Here is a 14,449-nt window from a genome sequence, read left to right on the forward strand (position 1 = left end):
ACGCAAAATAATACAATATTAATGTGCTCGTCCCAACTCGGTATCGCTGATGTACATGTTCCCCCCACCAGCTTTTTCGTCGAGAGATGATCCAATCAAAGGCCGGTCAATTTCTACAGTAGCTGCCCGACGGGCACTTCGTGTACCCGTAATCTGAAAAACAGCTTCACTTAGCATGGGTTCGGTCAAATCGCCAAAGGCTTTCATCGCTATGGTTGGTTCCTTCACTTCAACGGACGGAGTAAATCCATTGCCGTATTCGGTAAATCCCTGCGCATTGGCCGATTTGAACGTAATGGGTTGAATCCCCCATTTGATACGTCCTGCAGCATCTGAAATGGTAATGGACCCGACGTTTTTACCAACGGTTGTAGTACCAATGGTCGTAACGGTCATAAATGGCCTTAACCCATTTATAATCAGTTCACTGGCCGAAGCAGTACTAGCCGTCGTTAATACAAATACCCGGCTCAGATTCGCGCCGATAGTCGTGGATTTTGTTACGAAGTTTTGAACGTTCCAGTTAGCTCCATACTTGGCGGCATAGATAGCCGCTGCTGTAGAATTCCACTTTTGGGCATAAAACACTTTGGAGGCATCTACATTTTTACCAATTAAACTAGCCAGATTAGTCGATGAACTTACATACCCTCCGCGGTTATAGCGCAGATCAAGCACCAGTTCATTCACACCTTTCTGCTTGAACTTCGCAAAAATATTGTCAAGCTTCAGATCATACGTCTTGTCAGTCGTACCATCCGACTTATATACACCGGGAATAAACTGATTATAAACAACATACCCTATTGTTTTACCATTGACAGTGTAAGTCGTATCCAGAAAAACGGGGTCTTCCTGAAAGACAATAGCAGTTACCTGTTTGGTCTGGTCGGTATCGATTATTGAGCCGTTAGTGGCTACTGTAGCGAACCCATACGTGTAAGTGTCCGAGCTACTCCCCGACAACAGTTCGGAATAATTGGTGCCCGTTAACATCTGCCCATTCACTTTTGAGATAACATCGCCCCGTTTAATACCTGCCTTGGCGGCTGGTGAGCCTGGCAACACATATAGGACCGACGCAATAACCGTGGCCTTGGCATTATCCCGGTAATACAACTTGTATTGCATACCCGTTGTCTTCGACTGTCCGCTCAGCGAAGCCTTCAATGCTTCGGCGCTCGCCTGAATCCACGAAAAGCGGTCGCCGTCGGCATTACTCGTAGCATTATAAGTATTTAGCAGGGAGGCAAAAAACTGATCCGGACTGAGCGATTTATTGGGATTCGCCGGTATTTTATCGTTCCAGAAGTAGTACGTCTGCATATTTTGCAGAATCCAGTCATTTACTTCCGCGTCTGCTACAGCCGTTGTAGATGATACATTACCGGGTGAGACCGACCCATCTTCTGTCTTTTTACAGGACGTAAGAAGAATAGTAGCCGAAACCGCTACAAGCAGAGCCGGGCGCCAAACGTTTGATACCTTCATAGTAAGTTGCTGATGTGCAAATTCAATGCCTATTAGTAACGTAATCAGTGGCGAAAAAATTTAGTTATATCTACTTATTTAACGCCCAAAATCGGCTGGCCCTCTCAGGCAAACGCGTCTTCAATGTGCTTTACGGCCATTTGGTTATTAGCCATCGTAATAGCGATGATATCGAACCGAATATCGAACATCCAGCCGTGAGCGAATATATAGTGCTCGGCCGCTTTCATAACCAGTTTGGCCTTTGTGTACGATACAAACTCCTCTGGATTACCGTAGCTGATGTTGGTGCGGGTTTTTACTTCGGCAAAGACCATCAGTTTCCCTTTTTTGGCGATCACGTCAATCTCGGCATGTTGGTAACGGTAATTTTGAGCCACGATTTCATAGCCTTGTTCACGCAGGTAACGGGCGGCTTCGGCTTCGCCCTGTTTGCCGGTTTCATTGTGTTGCGCCATCGGTTTAAGTAGGTTACGGGGACAAAATCGAACGAAACAGCCTCGTCTGATTGTTAATACAAGGAAGTTGCCTTATGAAAGGCTGGTTCCTACGTAAAGCAATGAACAGGGTTATTAATAAACAAGTTGACGTTCGTAAATTAGGCTCAATCGCGTATCAGGAAGCCTGGGATGAACAGGAGCGTCTGTTCAGTACTATCGTTGACCGGAAACTGGCAAACCGCGCTGGTTCTCCGGATGAGCAGCAGTCAACCGCCAATTACCTGCTGTTCTGCGAACATCCACACGTGTACACCATCGGCACAAGTGGGCACGAAGAAAACCTCTTAGTCGATGAAAACCGGCTCGCTTCGGAGTTTGGTGCGTCGCTTTTCAAAATTCGGCGCGGGGGTGATATTACTTACCACGGCCCCGGCCAGTTGGTAGGCTACCCAATTCTGGATCTGGATAATTTCTTCACCGATATTCATCGGTACATGCGGCTGCTGGAAGAAAGTATTATCCTGACGCTGGCCGATTACGGGTTGCAGGCGGGCCGGATCGAGGGCGTCGGAGCCGAGCGGCTCACCGGTGTGTGGCTCGATGTGGCTGGAAACAACCCCCGAAAAATCTGTGCATTAGGCGTAAAAGCAAGCCGTTGGGTAACGATGCACGGTTTCGCCTTGAACGTTAACACAGATTTGAGTTATTTTAACCATATTGTCCCTTGCGGCATCACCGACAAAGCCGTCACCTCACTGGCGCTTGAGTTGGGTCATGAGGTGCCGCTGGACGAGGTGTCAGACAAAGTGCAGCAGCATCTGTTCACTCTGTTCGACATGGAACCGGTTACTCAGTAAGATCGTGATACAAGACGTGGCCCGATGCCCGGACATGACCCGGCCCCATCTTTATAGCCTTGCTTTTATCTAAACCTTGACAATGAAAAAAGACATTAATTTTTTGCCCGTTGAGGGCGTACAGATAGTAATTGCCCGGAAAGAGAATGAGCTTGATGGCTACGACTGGCAGGTGTTTCTGATTAATCAAAACGACGTGCCGATTAAAACGGTCTTTGTCACCTCGAAGGGATACGGGCTCAAAAACGACGAAGAGCAGAAAACGTCGACCTTGCGGCATTTTTTTGTAGAAGTGCTGCCAGGTGCCCATGAGGTAGTCGAAACGATCATGCCCGACGTATTTCATCTGAATAATGAATACTGGGTCAGCTATTTTATCGACGATCAGATTTTCGACAAGAAATTCATCTTCGTGCCCGACAGCATCGTTGAAGAAAATCTTGTTACCGTCCCCGCACTGGGTCTGGAGGGAATTCTGCACGCTTAAGTAACGCGGACTCTCCGCACAACAGATTACCTTCGCTACTCAAAATACCGTATGCCTCAACCCGTCTCCTGGAAACGTCGTCTTAAAAACTTTTTGTTTATCGACCTCAAAACGGTGGCGGGAGAGCCATCGCTCCTATCGGTTGATCCCCGATTGCAGCGACAGTGGGAAGAGAAGAGCCGGTATTTTAAACATGATGATGAACTTTCGCCCGCAGGCTGGTACGACCGACGAGCTTCGTTCTTCGCCGAATTTGGCAAGATTATCTGCATTGGTGTAGGTGGGCTGTTTTTCGATGACGACGACAAACCCCACCTGAAAGTGAAGTTGCTCAGCAATGACGATGAAGTACCCCTGCTCACCGAATTTCTGGCCATCGTGGATCGGTACCCACCCGGCGAACTGACCCTTTGCGCTCACAATGGCAAGGAATTTGACTTTCCCTATCTGTGTCGGCGGCTGATGGCCAATGGACTTCCATTACCGCCAGCCCTCCAGATTTCCGGTAAGAAACCTTGGGATATTCCCCACCGCGACACGCTTGAGTATTGGCAATTTGGCGATAAACGGCATTTTGTGCCCCTCGACCTGCTTGCCGCCGTGCTTAATGTACCCACCCGCCCCCTCGAATGGACCGGCGACCGCACCAGCGAGGTGTATTACCGCGAACACGACTGGCCACGTATTGAGAAATACGCCCGCGACTCGATGGTGATGCTGGTGCAGGTTTACCTGAAAATGGTGGGTGCCCCGCTCGTGGCCGACGAGCATATTGTATTGAGTGATTGAGCAGTTAGTAGTTATCTGGTTATTAGTTGATTATGCATGTACTCAACAATAACCTGTCGTTTGAGTTTTAGCCGTACTTCTCTCGACATCGATAGCCTTAACCCAAACGTCAGGAACTCAATGACGGATAACTTTATAACGAATGACTGCAACAGCAGTCTGTAATTTTCAGTCGGGCCAATCATACCCGGCATTTAACATGAGAAACGGAAAACCGAAACAAACTAAATATACAAAGGATGCTGCCAGCCAACCGGCCGGCAGGCAATCTCACACAGCACGCCCACGCGAAAAAGGGGTAGAAAAATCAGGCAAAAACCATGTTCGCCCCATTCAACAGGCAGACTCCTTTCTGGATGAGATGAAAAACGACATCATGGCGTTTTTTCAAATTAACGACGAACAATCGTTTACCCAGGAGCAGGTTCTCGAACATTTCGACACCAGCGACCGGCGCATGAAACTTATTATGCACGGCCTGATTGGCGAACTGACCGACGAAGGTACCATTGTGCGCCAGCCCGACGGCACTTACCGCGCCGATGCCGACGCCAACATTGTTGAAGGCGTGGTCGATCACGTTAACTCACGCTTTGCTTTTGTTATTCCCGATACAGCCGCTGGCACCGCCCGCGACCGCGACGACGATGTCTGGGTATCATCCGACGACCTCGCCGGTGCCGTCGATGGTGACCGCGTACGCGTGGTACGTTTTCAGGATTCGCGCAACGGAGGACGTAATGCGGCCCGACGGCGGATTGAAGGCAAAGTAGCCAGCGTAGTAGAGCGGGGCCGTACAGAACTGGTAGGCCGCATTGAAGTCTGGCCAACTTACGGTTTTGTAGTGCCCGACAGCAAGAAGATATACGATGACATTTTTATCCCGAAAGAAAAACTCGGGGGTGCCAATGACGGCGAAAAGGTCATTGTTCGCCTGACAAAATTCCCCGATCCCAACAGCAGCAAACAGCGGTTTGAGGGCGAGGTGATTACCGTGCTAGGTGTGGCCGGTCAGAACAACACCGAAATGCACGCCATTCTGGCGGAATTCGGTTTGCCGATTCACTTCCCCGCCGATGTGGAGAAAGAAGCCGAGGCCATCCCGACTAAAATCCTTAAAAAGGATTTGGCGAAACGGCGCGATATGCGTGATGTGACGACCTTCACTATCGACCCGATTGATGCCAAGGACTTTGATGATGCCCTATCGGTGCAAATACTCGACAACGGCAACTTCGAAATTGGTATTCACATTGCCGATGTCACGCACTATGTGCTGCCCGGCTCGAAACTGGAAGAAGAAGCGTTCAAGCGGGCCACTTCGGTATACCTCGTGGATCGGGTTGTGCCTATGCTTCCCGAAAAACTGTCGAACGGCCTGTGCTCGCTCCGGCCCAATGAAGATAAGCTGACTTTCTCGGCCGTTTTCGAGATGACGTCCGATGCCAAAATCGTGAACGAATGGTTTGGCCGGACAGCCATCCACTCAAACCGACGATTCGCCTATGAAGAAGCGCAGGACATCCTGAACAGCAACAGTGGCGACTACATTGAAGAACTGCGCCTGCTGAACGAGCTGGCCTACAAACTTCGCGACGAGCGGTTCAAAAATGGAGCGATCAATTTCGAAACGGTTGAGGTACGCTTCCGGCTCGACGAGAATGGCGTTCCGCTGGCCGTTTACCCCAAAATTCGGCAGGATACCAACAAACTCATTGAAGAGTTTATGCTGCTGGCCAACAAACGGGTAGCCGAGTTTGTCCATTCGCTCTCGAAGCGCAACAAAGGGGGCGAAGAAAATACGATGGTCTACCGGGTACACGAGTCGCCTGCCGAAGACAAACTCCGCAGTTTTTCGGACTTCGCCCGGAGGCTGGGTTATAAACTGAATGTCGACGATGAGCATCTGTCGAACTCCATGAACCGCTTTATGGCAAGCATTGAGGGCAAACCGGAAGCCAATATGCTTCAGCAACTGGCCGTACGAACCATGTCGAAGGCGCGTTATAGCACCGAAGACCTTGGGCACTTCGGCCTAGCCTTCAAACGGTATTCGCACTTCACCTCGCCCATTCGTCGCTACCCCGATATGATGGCGCACCGGTTGTTGCAGCATTACCTGGACAAAGGCAAACCCGCCGACCGCGACGAATACGAAGAGAAGTGTCGGCATTCGTCTGAACGAGAGAAAATGGCTTCAGATGCCGAGCGTGCCAGTATTAAGTACAAGCAGGTTGAATTCATGAGCCGAATGGCTCCCGATCAGGTTTTTGAAGGCGTTATCTCGGGCGTTACCGAGTTCGGCATCTTCGTTGAAATTACCGAGAACAGTTGCGAAGGCCTGGTGCGTATGCAGGACCTGAGCGACGATTTCTACGAGTTCGACAAAGACAATTACCGCATCATTGGGAGCCGTACCAAAAAGATGTACACCTTTGGCGATGCAGTAGTGGTTCGGGTGAAAGAAACCAACCTCGCCCGCCGAAGCATGGACTTTGCACTCGTCAGCGACAGCGCCGGTCGGGCCACCGATGCGGGCTCAGGCCGCCGGTCGGGTCGCAGCGACAGCAGCCGGTCGGGCGGGTCGTCGTCCAGCCGCAAAGCAGGCGGCAGCCGGGGTAAAGAAAGCGTAGCTGCGAAAGGCGAAAACCGACGCGGAGGGCGCGGTCGCCGATAGTGTTTATGGGGATTACGCTAAAAAATGGTGTAATCCCTGTCGGTTGTTTAGAAAAGGGCTTGCGTTTTAGTAGTGTAATCTGCTATATTTGCACTCCCAAACAGGGACATTGCCTGCTTCCGTAGTTCAATGGATAGAATTTCGGTTTCCGGTACCGACGATAGGGGTTCGAATCCCTTCGGGAGCACAACAACAGTAAAAGCCTTCATACATACAGTGTGAAGGCTTTTTTCGTTTCCGACCAATTATCACATCCTCCTTTGGGCTGCATCAAAGCCAATAAGGCATCATGACTAGACAGGGCATTCTGGTAAGCTCAACAGATTGTCGGGCTGTAGGCCATCATTCTTTGTTTTAATGTATTTATTGCCGTTGTTACTAGCAACAATCACATCTACAGATGCTCCGCCACGACTTACGTAAAAAGAATAGGTTCCGTCTTCGATTTTGACGATTGCATCTGAAACACTCATTCTCCAACGACTCCCATCCCCGTTGGTTCCTCCAATATTTCTAATTCGTTCGTGCGCATTGTAACGATCAGTTTTGTTAATGCACTTAATCTCTACTCGTTGTGCCATGTCTTTCTTGTCTATCAGTGAATTCTAGCACTACCATTCTGGCAGCAATTATGTATAGAATGAGCCATCAAAAGGTAAGTGCTTTACTACCACTATTTTTACAAGATTTTATTAAGGCATCGACCTTTGTATGGAATTAAGCATTTGCTTATAATCAGTCATCTTGCGTAACCTCTAATCTTTTCTAATCATGAAGACAGTCTTAATAGCACGTGACCAAGACCCAAATAACACGGATGATCGGGCCGCACTGGTGGCCCGGTTACTCGACCTGATTGAACACACAAACGCGGCTATTGATCGGCATACGAATCAGGAACAACCCGATAAACTAGCGATTCGGCAGTATACCGAACTACGGGACGAATACGTACAGGAGTTTGCTGATTTGGTGCAACCTATCGGCTTGATTATTCAGCGGTAGGCGGCATAGCATCAGATTTCTAAGGTTAGTGTTTCTATACAGTAGTGGCTAAATCTGATTAAAGGCGATAGAGCTACTCCGTTACTATCCGTTACATTTCTCCGTTACGTCTATCCCATTTTCCCTTCAACTGTAGCAAAATGCTTACTTATGCTTACTTTTTTTGTCTACTTTTTACCTTCTTCCTTTATCATAACTCAATGCGGAAGATGAATTAACTGAAGGTTTGCACTCTGAATTTCTGATTAGCCCAGAAACCGAAAAGAAACATACAGACTTTGCTTTGTTTCAACTAGTTTCTCTGAATATTCCGCTAACAAATGCGCTCCAAAACATGGGTCTAACCATACAAGATGAACGTCATTATGTGTCTGAGTGGAATAACTTATCATCCAAAAAGATCACCCTGGGATAAATTTTAACTTAATGGAAACAGTTTTTGACCACAGCCTGACGCCAGCCGAAGAGCTAATTTACTTAGACACATTGCACTGCATTTACCATGGCATCCAATTTCCAGAACCAATAACAGAATCAGTCTATCGCAGTTTTATTACCCCTGCTGGAGCCGCCTTCGATCTGTACTTACTATTTTCAGAACGTGGTAAGAAAGCCAAAGCCGCTACTTACGCGGCACTCGTTCCCGAGAGAGTGCAAGAGTACCTGCTAGGATTCGATTATAAAATAATATCAGTCAGAAAGAGAAAATAAACCCCGGCATTAGGCGCACCTCATAATGAAGGACTCAACGACGCAACTACAAGAAAAGATTAATGCTCACCTTTTCCGATTATTCAATAAACAGAAATATGGTCTACCAGCTTATGAGCTTATTTACGAAATTGTCAGTGATGCGAAATTTGGCCCGACAGCGAGTAAAATCAAGTATGCAACAAAACTACATTGGGTTATAAAAGACTTATTTTCAACTCAATATATAGATTCATTTGAGATCGACTTAATCAACGAGCATACTCATACCATCACATACAAAGGTTATCGTCATTACAACGGGAGAACCATCGCACCAATTGAACAGCTTGAGCCGATTATATTAGCAAGAGACAAGAAAATTTTTGAAGCATACTATGCTGGTAAAACAGTTGCTGAACTAAACGAAACTCCACTTAGGACCGAGCATAAAAAAATAGACACTTATCGAAAGAATATAGCAACTGTTGACTTAGAGAAGGCAATAGACATACATCTTGACGAGGTGTTCGCTAATATGTCGTTCAGTGGTGGTTACGAGCATAAACTTGAAAAATTACTATCAACTGTCATTGACACTAATTATTCTAAAATCACATTTGAAGATTTTATTGAGCAGATAACTGATGCAGATTCTCCCATGAAAGAGTCGGGTATAAGACTCGAATGGAAGGGAGATAAAACCGATCTAGCGGAATTGGTGTATGCACTTGCAAAAACAGGCCGTATTAGTGACACCTCAACAGGACTACCTGTAACACAAAAAGAATTAGCAAACCAAGTTATGGCCATGTTGGGTCTTGATTCGTTGGACGTGGCAAATCTGATGAAGGGCCGCTATGGAACAAAAGGAAAGCCAACGACATACAAGGCACAAGAAGGCAGAACGTTTGTTAATGATCTGCAAACACTCCTAGATAAACGGGTACTAGACTAATACTTTATACCACCTTCATACCACTGGTACATTCCCCTTATTCAGACCCACCAACTTTGGTTCGTACTAAATCAGTTACGAATCATGTTTGGCACAGTAACACAAATACAAGTAACACCCGACCAGTTAACGGAACTGGTACGGATTGCCGTTCGCTCAGAGTTAGCGAACTACACACCACCCGCGCCGGAAGGCTCAGACCTGCCTGACCTAATGACCCGTCGGCAAACGTCAGAAACGTTGCAAGTATCTCTTACAACACTACACGAGTGGGCAAAAGATTCAGACGAACGCCCGGCTGTATTGGTGCCCCTCAAAATTAACGGGCGGGTTCGCTATAGTCGCGCTGACGTGTTGGCCGCACTCAAGGAGTCACGTCGTTTTAAGAATAAGGCCGGGGAGGGGCGGGTAGCATGACCTATATACCAACCTCCCACCGCCTGACGTATCGCCTTGACGTTGACAGGGGGCGTTACATTGTCAAAGAATGTGAGCCGGGTTTCTGTAAGGTTCCGCGTGAGCTGACTGTTGAAGAACGAAGGTTCAATGACAAGATAGACGCAGAATTTATCTTGAGAGGTCCCGAAACGCAGAAGAAAGGAACGGGCAAAGGCGCAGGGCGAACAATCAAGTTCTTTACTGGACTGCAACGCACCGACCATGCAGGCGTTTATATTGGCAATGTTATGACGTTCGGACAGGGCGGTAGCAAGGTCCGTAACGGTGTACTAATTCACTTCTCAGCCGACGCCGGGCGTATGGTCCTCCGCTATTTCCCGGCTTACTACCCTTTTCCTAAAGACCGGGCCGCGTTTGTGTCGGCTATCGTCAACCGGGGGCTACTCTGATTCATTTCTCACGTATCGACCCGCCCCCACTTGGGCAAGTACTACGCGTTAATCGTGGGGGCGGGTTCACTATACCATGTTCGACGGAATCAAAGTGCAAGACGTTTCGGTAAACGTTGACGCTCTGCTAAAAAACGACCGCCTGACGTTTGGGGGATTGGTTGATACGCAAACCGGTTTTATACTCAGTCCAATACGTAGGGCGCAGGATCAGGGGTTAAATTTTCGGCTCATACCGTACCAAACAGGGCAGGGGTATCGAGTTGAGGTAAAAGGTAGTTTGCACAAATTCTATAACAATGGGATTCATAATGCCGACCAATACACGGCAAACGACCTGTTATTGACGCTCAACCGGCTAGTAACTGACTACGGATTCAACCTGTCTGAGTCGAAAATCAATAACATTGAGTTCGGCGTTAACATTGAATTGCCATTTGCCATTAGCCAGGTATTTGCTAACCTCATCTGTTACAAAAAAACAGCCTTTTGCATTAGATTCATGCAGTCAGACGCCGTATTACGCCTGTAATCGAAAACGTTACACTGTAAAAATCTATGATAAAGGCAAACAGAAGGGGCTAGGCAGTGACCTGCTACGGTTTGAGATTCGGGTTAGAAAGATGCAGTACTTTAATGGTACTGGCGTTCAATTACGCACGTTGGCTGACTTGCTAAATGTAGCGAATTATAGACCGTTGGGATCCTTACTGGTCAATACGTTTAACAACATTTTGTTTGATGATCCTGCAATCAACTTAAAAACCTTACCGGTTAAAGAACGGGCCGTTTATCAACAATGCCGTAATCCGCGCTATTGGTATACACCCAATGATTTAACTCCAAAACAGGCCGCAACCCACCACCAACGCCTGAGCCGCAATAAAGACCGTTTTCGTGTCTTACTTAATCAATACGGTAACAACTGGCAGGAAGATGTTTCTACGCTCATTGAGCAAAAATGGACGCAGCTAACGGCCGTAGATGACAATCTTCTGACACGGTTTAACGACCGTAAAAAGGTCTGGCAAAACTTGTCAAAACCTGACATCTTGGACGGGGTTACTGAGACTAAAAACAGTGATAAAACAGTGATCACTCCGGGGGCAACGAGTCACAAATTAACCGACTTCCAAAATGCCGGTATGTCACGAATTAACCCTTTATATTCCGAGGTACATTGTGACAAGGGAAAACTGGGCACATCCACGGCGGGGGGCGTTATCTGTCCGGTTACGGGTGTGACAATTGATCAGCCACAGCCGCAGCAAAGGTTTGTATCGGCGGCTATGCTACGCAATAATGATGACCTGTTACTGACGCTCGAACGCCAACACCGGCAGTACACCAAAGGCTCTAAAGAGGACCAATACAGTCGGGCGGCTCACAACGTCAGGAATAGGGAAAGTAACCAGCGTAACAATCTCCGACGTGATGTTAACAGGATTTACAATACCCCTACACTGTTCGACGTAACCGACACGCTACGGCTTACACCCGAACAGCGGGCCGCGCTCGATTACTGGAAAGGTACGCCCTACGAAGTGCAATTTTGAACGTGCTGTATAAAACGAAAGAAGGGGTTTGATAGGTTGTTTATACTCCGCAAAAAGTGTATCTTAAGTTCTATGACTAACGATCTAACCGGGCTACGACTATTCACCCTCCCTACTTGTTTGCGTTGCCGCTATAGTTTTAATGAGCGTGGCAAAATGACGTGTTCGGCTTATCCTACCGAAATCCCCGACCGGATTGTATTTGGCGGAGCCGATGCACATACTTCGGTACAACCCGACCAACAAGGTCAGTACGTGTTTGTTGAGGAATTGACCTAGAAACCTGACTAGGTTAACTAACCCAGTCAGGTTTTTCTGCTGAATGTATATATCTCGTTTAGATACCCGTTTAGGTAATCTTAAAGGGGCGTAACATTTTGGGTCAATCACATAGCATAGGAACCCTCGGGCGTTTGACGTAACAACGCTAGGGCGGCTAACGTATCTAATAACGGTTGTACTTTTTCGGGCCGGGTTTTCTGGAAAAAGGCGGCAACCTGTTTTGTACTTAGCGGAACGCCCGCCTGTTGTACGGTATCCCGAACGGCTTGCATCTGTTGGGCCAACTCTTTAGGCCAATCCTGTTTAACTGTATCAGTAACGATAGCACTTGTTTTTGTTGCCGTAGTAGGCAGGTCAATACCTAACTGTTGTTGGCCGGGGGCCTGATACTCGGGGCGCAAATAGCGAATATGCCCGGCAGCTTCCTCAGCGGCTCGTTCATGGTTCAGCCGAACAAGGCGGTTTAATATTTCGCTCTCTGGTAAGTCGTGCGGCCAACCATAGGCATCGGCAACGGCCGCGTCAATCTGTTGGTGTAAACTGAGTACCACCGACGCCAACCCCATTTTATTAATCGTTTGCTCTTTGGTAGTTAAGGATTCCCCCGCCCTCAACTTTTCTACGACGTTATATAGATCGGTTAGTGTTAGGGTAGGGTTTGCTACCTGTTGCCGTTTGCGGTGTGCGTCTAACTGTTCGGCTAAATCACAAATACGGGCATGCTGTTGCGTTGTTGCATTAGGGAAAGGGAAAGGCTCAAAAGAACGCGATTTAACATAAACGGGCGTATTACCCCCCAAGTCACTTCCACTTACTAGAGCCCACACCATATGAATATTGCTAGACAAAACTCCTAAGTAGTAAGGATCGTCTAGAGCAATAGCGACCAACTTGTTATCAGGTAATATTGTTGTATCTAAAAATTGAAAAATACGATGTTTGGCGGTCTCAACTGTTGCTATATACCGATGTATGCCCTTCAACATAGACCGTAGTTTGGGATTGGTTTCCCCAAACAGCCACCAGTTTTCGCGACGGGATGCACGATTGTTAAGGTCACGCTCAGGTTTAACCGTTTCTACTAGATGTTGATAAACAGAAGGGTATTTTTCTAAAACTTCTTTTATAGTAAGGCCGTATAAATCAATAACTAGTACATCACGGTTCCTATCCGTTAAGTCTCTTCCATTACGGTATTCACGGATATACCGTTCGAGTCCAACTATCTGACCTAGCCCTAAAGTTTTGGCATTGTCACGCGTTACAATGAACCCTGAACCGAATAGGCTTACTCCCCGATTAGCTAAATTTTCGTTTGACTTCAATGGGGTAGCAGAATCCAATTCTGCACCAATTGTCAAATCAGATAAAATTCTTCCTTCTTTTGCTTCAAAAGTAACCTCAGCGGCTTCGTCGCCGGTAGGTACAGTAGCCGTTTTAACTGTTAACAACAGGCCTGAAAGGTTTGCGCCTGAACGTGAAGGCGTAGTTCTTTCAGCAACAGTCATAGCGATAGTTACAGCCGCACCGTCTGCACCTTCAACCCATGGATGGTCAGGTATAGCAAACTTTAACGCTAACGTAGGTGCATCACCATCTAAAAACGGTTGCATTACACGTCGGTTAAACGTTTGCTTAAGGCTGTTTGTCGTGATAAAACCGAACTGTTCGGTATTGCCCTGTTTGACTTGTTCGGCCGCGTTATACCACCAATACATAACCAGATCAGCCGAATCAGGAACTTTACCTTTATACGTCTTTCGTAACGCTTCTGTATAGCCATCGCCTAATGCGTCGCGCATACGGGCGGGGCCAACAAACGGGGGGTTTCCAACTATAAAATCAGCTTGCGGCCATTCGGCGGGTTGAGGGCTTGGATAGTCATAAACCGTAGTACGGGCGGTTTCGTCTGGTACGGGTTGGCCGGTTGCGGGGTGTAATTTAGTCGTTACACCATCCCAACGCGTAACGGGTAGGCCGTTTGCGTCCAGACGGGGAACGGGCGGGCCGTGTTGCAATACAGCGTCCTGTTGGCGTATGTTCTCGTATTCGTCTAAAAGTGGTTCCGGTAATTCACTAACGCCGTGTGTCCGTAGATGCCATTGTAAATAACCGATTTTTAGTACCACGTCGGCTATAGCGGCCGCGCGGGGGTTCAGTTCAAGGCCCAACAATTGCCGGGGCGAAATGGTCGTACCTCCGCTAAGATTGAGTAGGGCGGTTTGTCCGTATGAGTTGATAGCCGCCAATACTTCACCCTCCAACCGTTTTAAATGTTCTAGGGTAACGTATAAGAAGTTACCCGAACCACAGGCCGGGTCTAGTATTTTAATTGTCGTCAGCCGACGTAAAAACCGTTCCAGTTCGGC

15 protein-coding genes, 1 tRNA gene and 1 pseudogene are annotated in these 14,449 nt (G+C 47.7%); 13 read left to right on the plus strand and 4 right to left on the minus strand.

The window, feature by feature from the left end; genetic code table 11:
- Nucleotides 1–18: 18 nt before the first annotated feature.
- On the minus strand, nucleotides 19–1,491 hold the full coding sequence (locus tag NT073_RS02360) for a S41 family peptidase (RefSeq protein ID WP_297368194.1): 1,473 nt from the start codon (nucleotides 1,489–1,491) through the stop codon (nucleotides 19–21).
- 104 nt (nucleotides 1,492–1,595) lie between these two features.
- On the minus strand, nucleotides 1,596–1,949 hold the full coding sequence (locus NT073_RS02365) for a YraN family protein (RefSeq protein ID WP_297368198.1): 354 nt from the start codon (nucleotides 1,947–1,949) through the stop codon (nucleotides 1,596–1,598).
- Nucleotides 1,950–2,050: 101 nt separating this feature from the next.
- Here NT073_RS02365 and lipB point away from each other — a divergent pair, with 101 nt between their 5' ends.
- The 5 genes from lipB (at nucleotide 2,051) to NT073_RS02390 (ending at nucleotide 6,928) form a co-directional block, all read left to right on the plus strand.
- Nucleotides 2,051–2,788: a lipoyl(octanoyl) transferase LipB gene (gene lipB, locus NT073_RS02370; protein WP_297368203.1), complete on the plus strand. Its 738-nt coding sequence runs from the start codon at nucleotides 2,051–2,053 to the stop codon at nucleotides 2,786–2,788.
- Between the two features lie 82 nt (nucleotides 2,789–2,870).
- Nucleotides 2,871–3,275 carry a hypothetical protein gene (locus NT073_RS02375; protein WP_297368210.1) on the plus strand — a complete coding sequence of 135 codons (405 nt, stop codon included), beginning with the start codon at nucleotides 2,871–2,873 and terminating at the stop codon, nucleotides 3,273–3,275.
- Nucleotides 3,276–3,326: 51 nt separating this feature from the next.
- Nucleotides 3,327–4,064, plus strand: a complete 738-nt coding sequence (locus NT073_RS02380) for a 3'-5' exonuclease (RefSeq protein WP_297368214.1) — start codon at nucleotides 3,327–3,329, stop codon at nucleotides 4,062–4,064.
- Between the two features lie 199 nt (nucleotides 4,065–4,263).
- On the plus strand, nucleotides 4,264–6,741 hold the full coding sequence (rnr, locus tag NT073_RS02385) for a ribonuclease R (RefSeq protein WP_297368217.1): 2,478 nt from the start codon (nucleotides 4,264–4,266) through the stop codon (nucleotides 6,739–6,741).
- 115 nt (nucleotides 6,742–6,856) lie between these two features.
- Nucleotides 6,857–6,928 (plus strand) — tRNA-Arg (locus NT073_RS02390).
- 106 nt (nucleotides 6,929–7,034) lie between these two features.
- Here the strand turns inward: NT073_RS02390 and NT073_RS02395 are convergent.
- Entirely contained in the window at nucleotides 7,035–7,322 is a 288-nt protein-coding gene (locus tag NT073_RS02395; RefSeq protein WP_297368220.1) for a DUF3892 domain-containing protein, read from the minus strand.
- Between the two features lie 190 nt (nucleotides 7,323–7,512).
- Here NT073_RS02395 and NT073_RS02400 point away from each other — a divergent pair, with 190 nt between their 5' ends.
- The 8 genes from NT073_RS02400 (at nucleotide 7,513) to NT073_RS02435 (ending at nucleotide 12,077) form a co-directional block, all read left to right on the plus strand.
- Nucleotides 7,513–7,746, plus strand: coding sequence for a hypothetical protein (locus NT073_RS02400; protein WP_297368223.1), 234 nt, complete (start codon nucleotides 7,513–7,515; stop codon nucleotides 7,744–7,746).
- 426 nt (nucleotides 7,747–8,172) lie between these two features.
- On the plus strand, nucleotides 8,173–8,457 hold the full coding sequence (locus tag NT073_RS02405; RefSeq protein WP_297368226.1) for a hypothetical protein: 285 nt from the start codon (nucleotides 8,173–8,175) through the stop codon (nucleotides 8,455–8,457).
- Between the two features lie 25 nt (nucleotides 8,458–8,482).
- Nucleotides 8,483–9,394 carry an RteC domain-containing protein gene (locus tag NT073_RS02410; RefSeq protein ID WP_297368229.1) on the plus strand — a complete coding sequence of 304 codons (912 nt, stop codon included), beginning with the start codon at nucleotides 8,483–8,485 and terminating at the stop codon, nucleotides 9,392–9,394.
- Nucleotides 9,395–9,478: 84 nt separating this feature from the next.
- Nucleotides 9,479–9,811 (plus strand): helix-turn-helix domain-containing protein, encoded by a 333-nt coding sequence (locus NT073_RS02415; RefSeq protein ID WP_297368232.1) that lies wholly within the window; start codon nucleotides 9,479–9,481, stop codon nucleotides 9,809–9,811.
- Complete coding sequence (locus NT073_RS02420; RefSeq protein WP_297368235.1) at nucleotides 9,808–10,242, plus strand: hypothetical protein; 435 nt, start codon at nucleotides 9,808–9,810, stop codon at nucleotides 10,240–10,242. Before NT073_RS02415 ends, NT073_RS02420 begins: the two co-directional genes overlap by 4 nt.
- Nucleotides 10,243–10,318: 76 nt before the next feature.
- Entirely contained in the window at nucleotides 10,319–10,774 is a 456-nt protein-coding gene (locus NT073_RS02425; RefSeq protein WP_297368238.1) for a hypothetical protein, read from the plus strand.
- 91 nt (nucleotides 10,775–10,865) lie between these two features.
- On the plus strand, nucleotides 10,866–11,798 hold the full coding sequence (locus tag NT073_RS02430; protein WP_297368243.1) for a hypothetical protein: 933 nt from the start codon (nucleotides 10,866–10,868) through the stop codon (nucleotides 11,796–11,798).
- 72 nt (nucleotides 11,799–11,870) lie between these two features.
- Nucleotides 11,871–12,077: a hypothetical protein gene (locus NT073_RS02435; RefSeq protein WP_297368246.1), complete on the plus strand. Its 207-nt coding sequence runs from the start codon at nucleotides 11,871–11,873 to the stop codon at nucleotides 12,075–12,077.
- 107 nt (nucleotides 12,078–12,184) lie between these two features.
- Here the strand turns inward: NT073_RS02435 and NT073_RS02440 are convergent.
- Nucleotides 12,185–14,449: pseudogene (locus tag NT073_RS02440) on the minus strand (DNA methyltransferase); the annotation flags it as partial.

Source organism: Spirosoma sp. (assembly GCF_026391055.1).
Classification (GTDB): Bacteria; Bacteroidota; Bacteroidia; order Cytophagales; family Spirosomataceae; genus Spirosoma.

Bases quoted from the DNA above. Each gene is read 5' to 3' on its own strand.
- NT073_RS02425 (WP_297368238.1), top strand. From the start codon at position 10,319: ATGTTCGACGGAATCAAAGTGCAAGACGTTTCGGTAAACGTTGACGCT.
- NT073_RS02420 (WP_297368235.1), top strand. From the start codon at position 9,808: ATGACCTATATACCAACCTCCCACCGCCTGACGTATCGCCTTGACGTT.
- NT073_RS02435 (WP_297368246.1), top strand. From the start codon at position 11,871: ATGACTAACGATCTAACCGGGCTACGACTATTCACCCTCCCTACTTGT.
- NT073_RS02410 (WP_297368229.1), top strand. From the start codon at position 8,483: ATGAAGGACTCAACGACGCAACTACAAGAAAAGATTAATGCTCACCTT.
- NT073_RS02415 (WP_297368232.1), top strand. From the start codon at position 9,479: ATGTTTGGCACAGTAACACAAATACAAGTAACACCCGACCAGTTAACG.
- lipB (WP_297368203.1), top strand. From the start codon at position 2,051: ATGAACAGGGTTATTAATAAACAAGTTGACGTTCGTAAATTAGGCTCA.
- NT073_RS02405 (WP_297368226.1), top strand. From the start codon at position 8,173: ATGGAAACAGTTTTTGACCACAGCCTGACGCCAGCCGAAGAGCTAATT.
- NT073_RS02375 (WP_297368210.1), top strand. From the start codon at position 2,871: ATGAAAAAAGACATTAATTTTTTGCCCGTTGAGGGCGTACAGATAGTA.
- NT073_RS02360 (WP_297368194.1), bottom strand. From the start codon at position 1,491: ATGAAGGTATCAAACGTTTGGCGCCCGGCTCTGCTTGTAGCGGTTTCG.
- NT073_RS02400 (WP_297368223.1), top strand. From the start codon at position 7,513: ATGAAGACAGTCTTAATAGCACGTGACCAAGACCCAAATAACACGGAT.
- NT073_RS02365 (WP_297368198.1), bottom strand. From the start codon at position 1,949: ATGGCGCAACACAATGAAACCGGCAAACAGGGCGAAGCCGAAGCCGCC.
- NT073_RS02380 (WP_297368214.1), top strand. From the start codon at position 3,327: ATGCCTCAACCCGTCTCCTGGAAACGTCGTCTTAAAAACTTTTTGTTT.
- NT073_RS02430 (WP_297368243.1), top strand. From the start codon at position 10,866: ATGCAGTACTTTAATGGTACTGGCGTTCAATTACGCACGTTGGCTGAC.
- NT073_RS02395 (WP_297368220.1), bottom strand. From the start codon at position 7,322: ATGGCACAACGAGTAGAGATTAAGTGCATTAACAAAACTGATCGTTAC.
- rnr (WP_297368217.1), top strand. From the start codon at position 4,264: ATGAGAAACGGAAAACCGAAACAAACTAAATATACAAAGGATGCTGCC.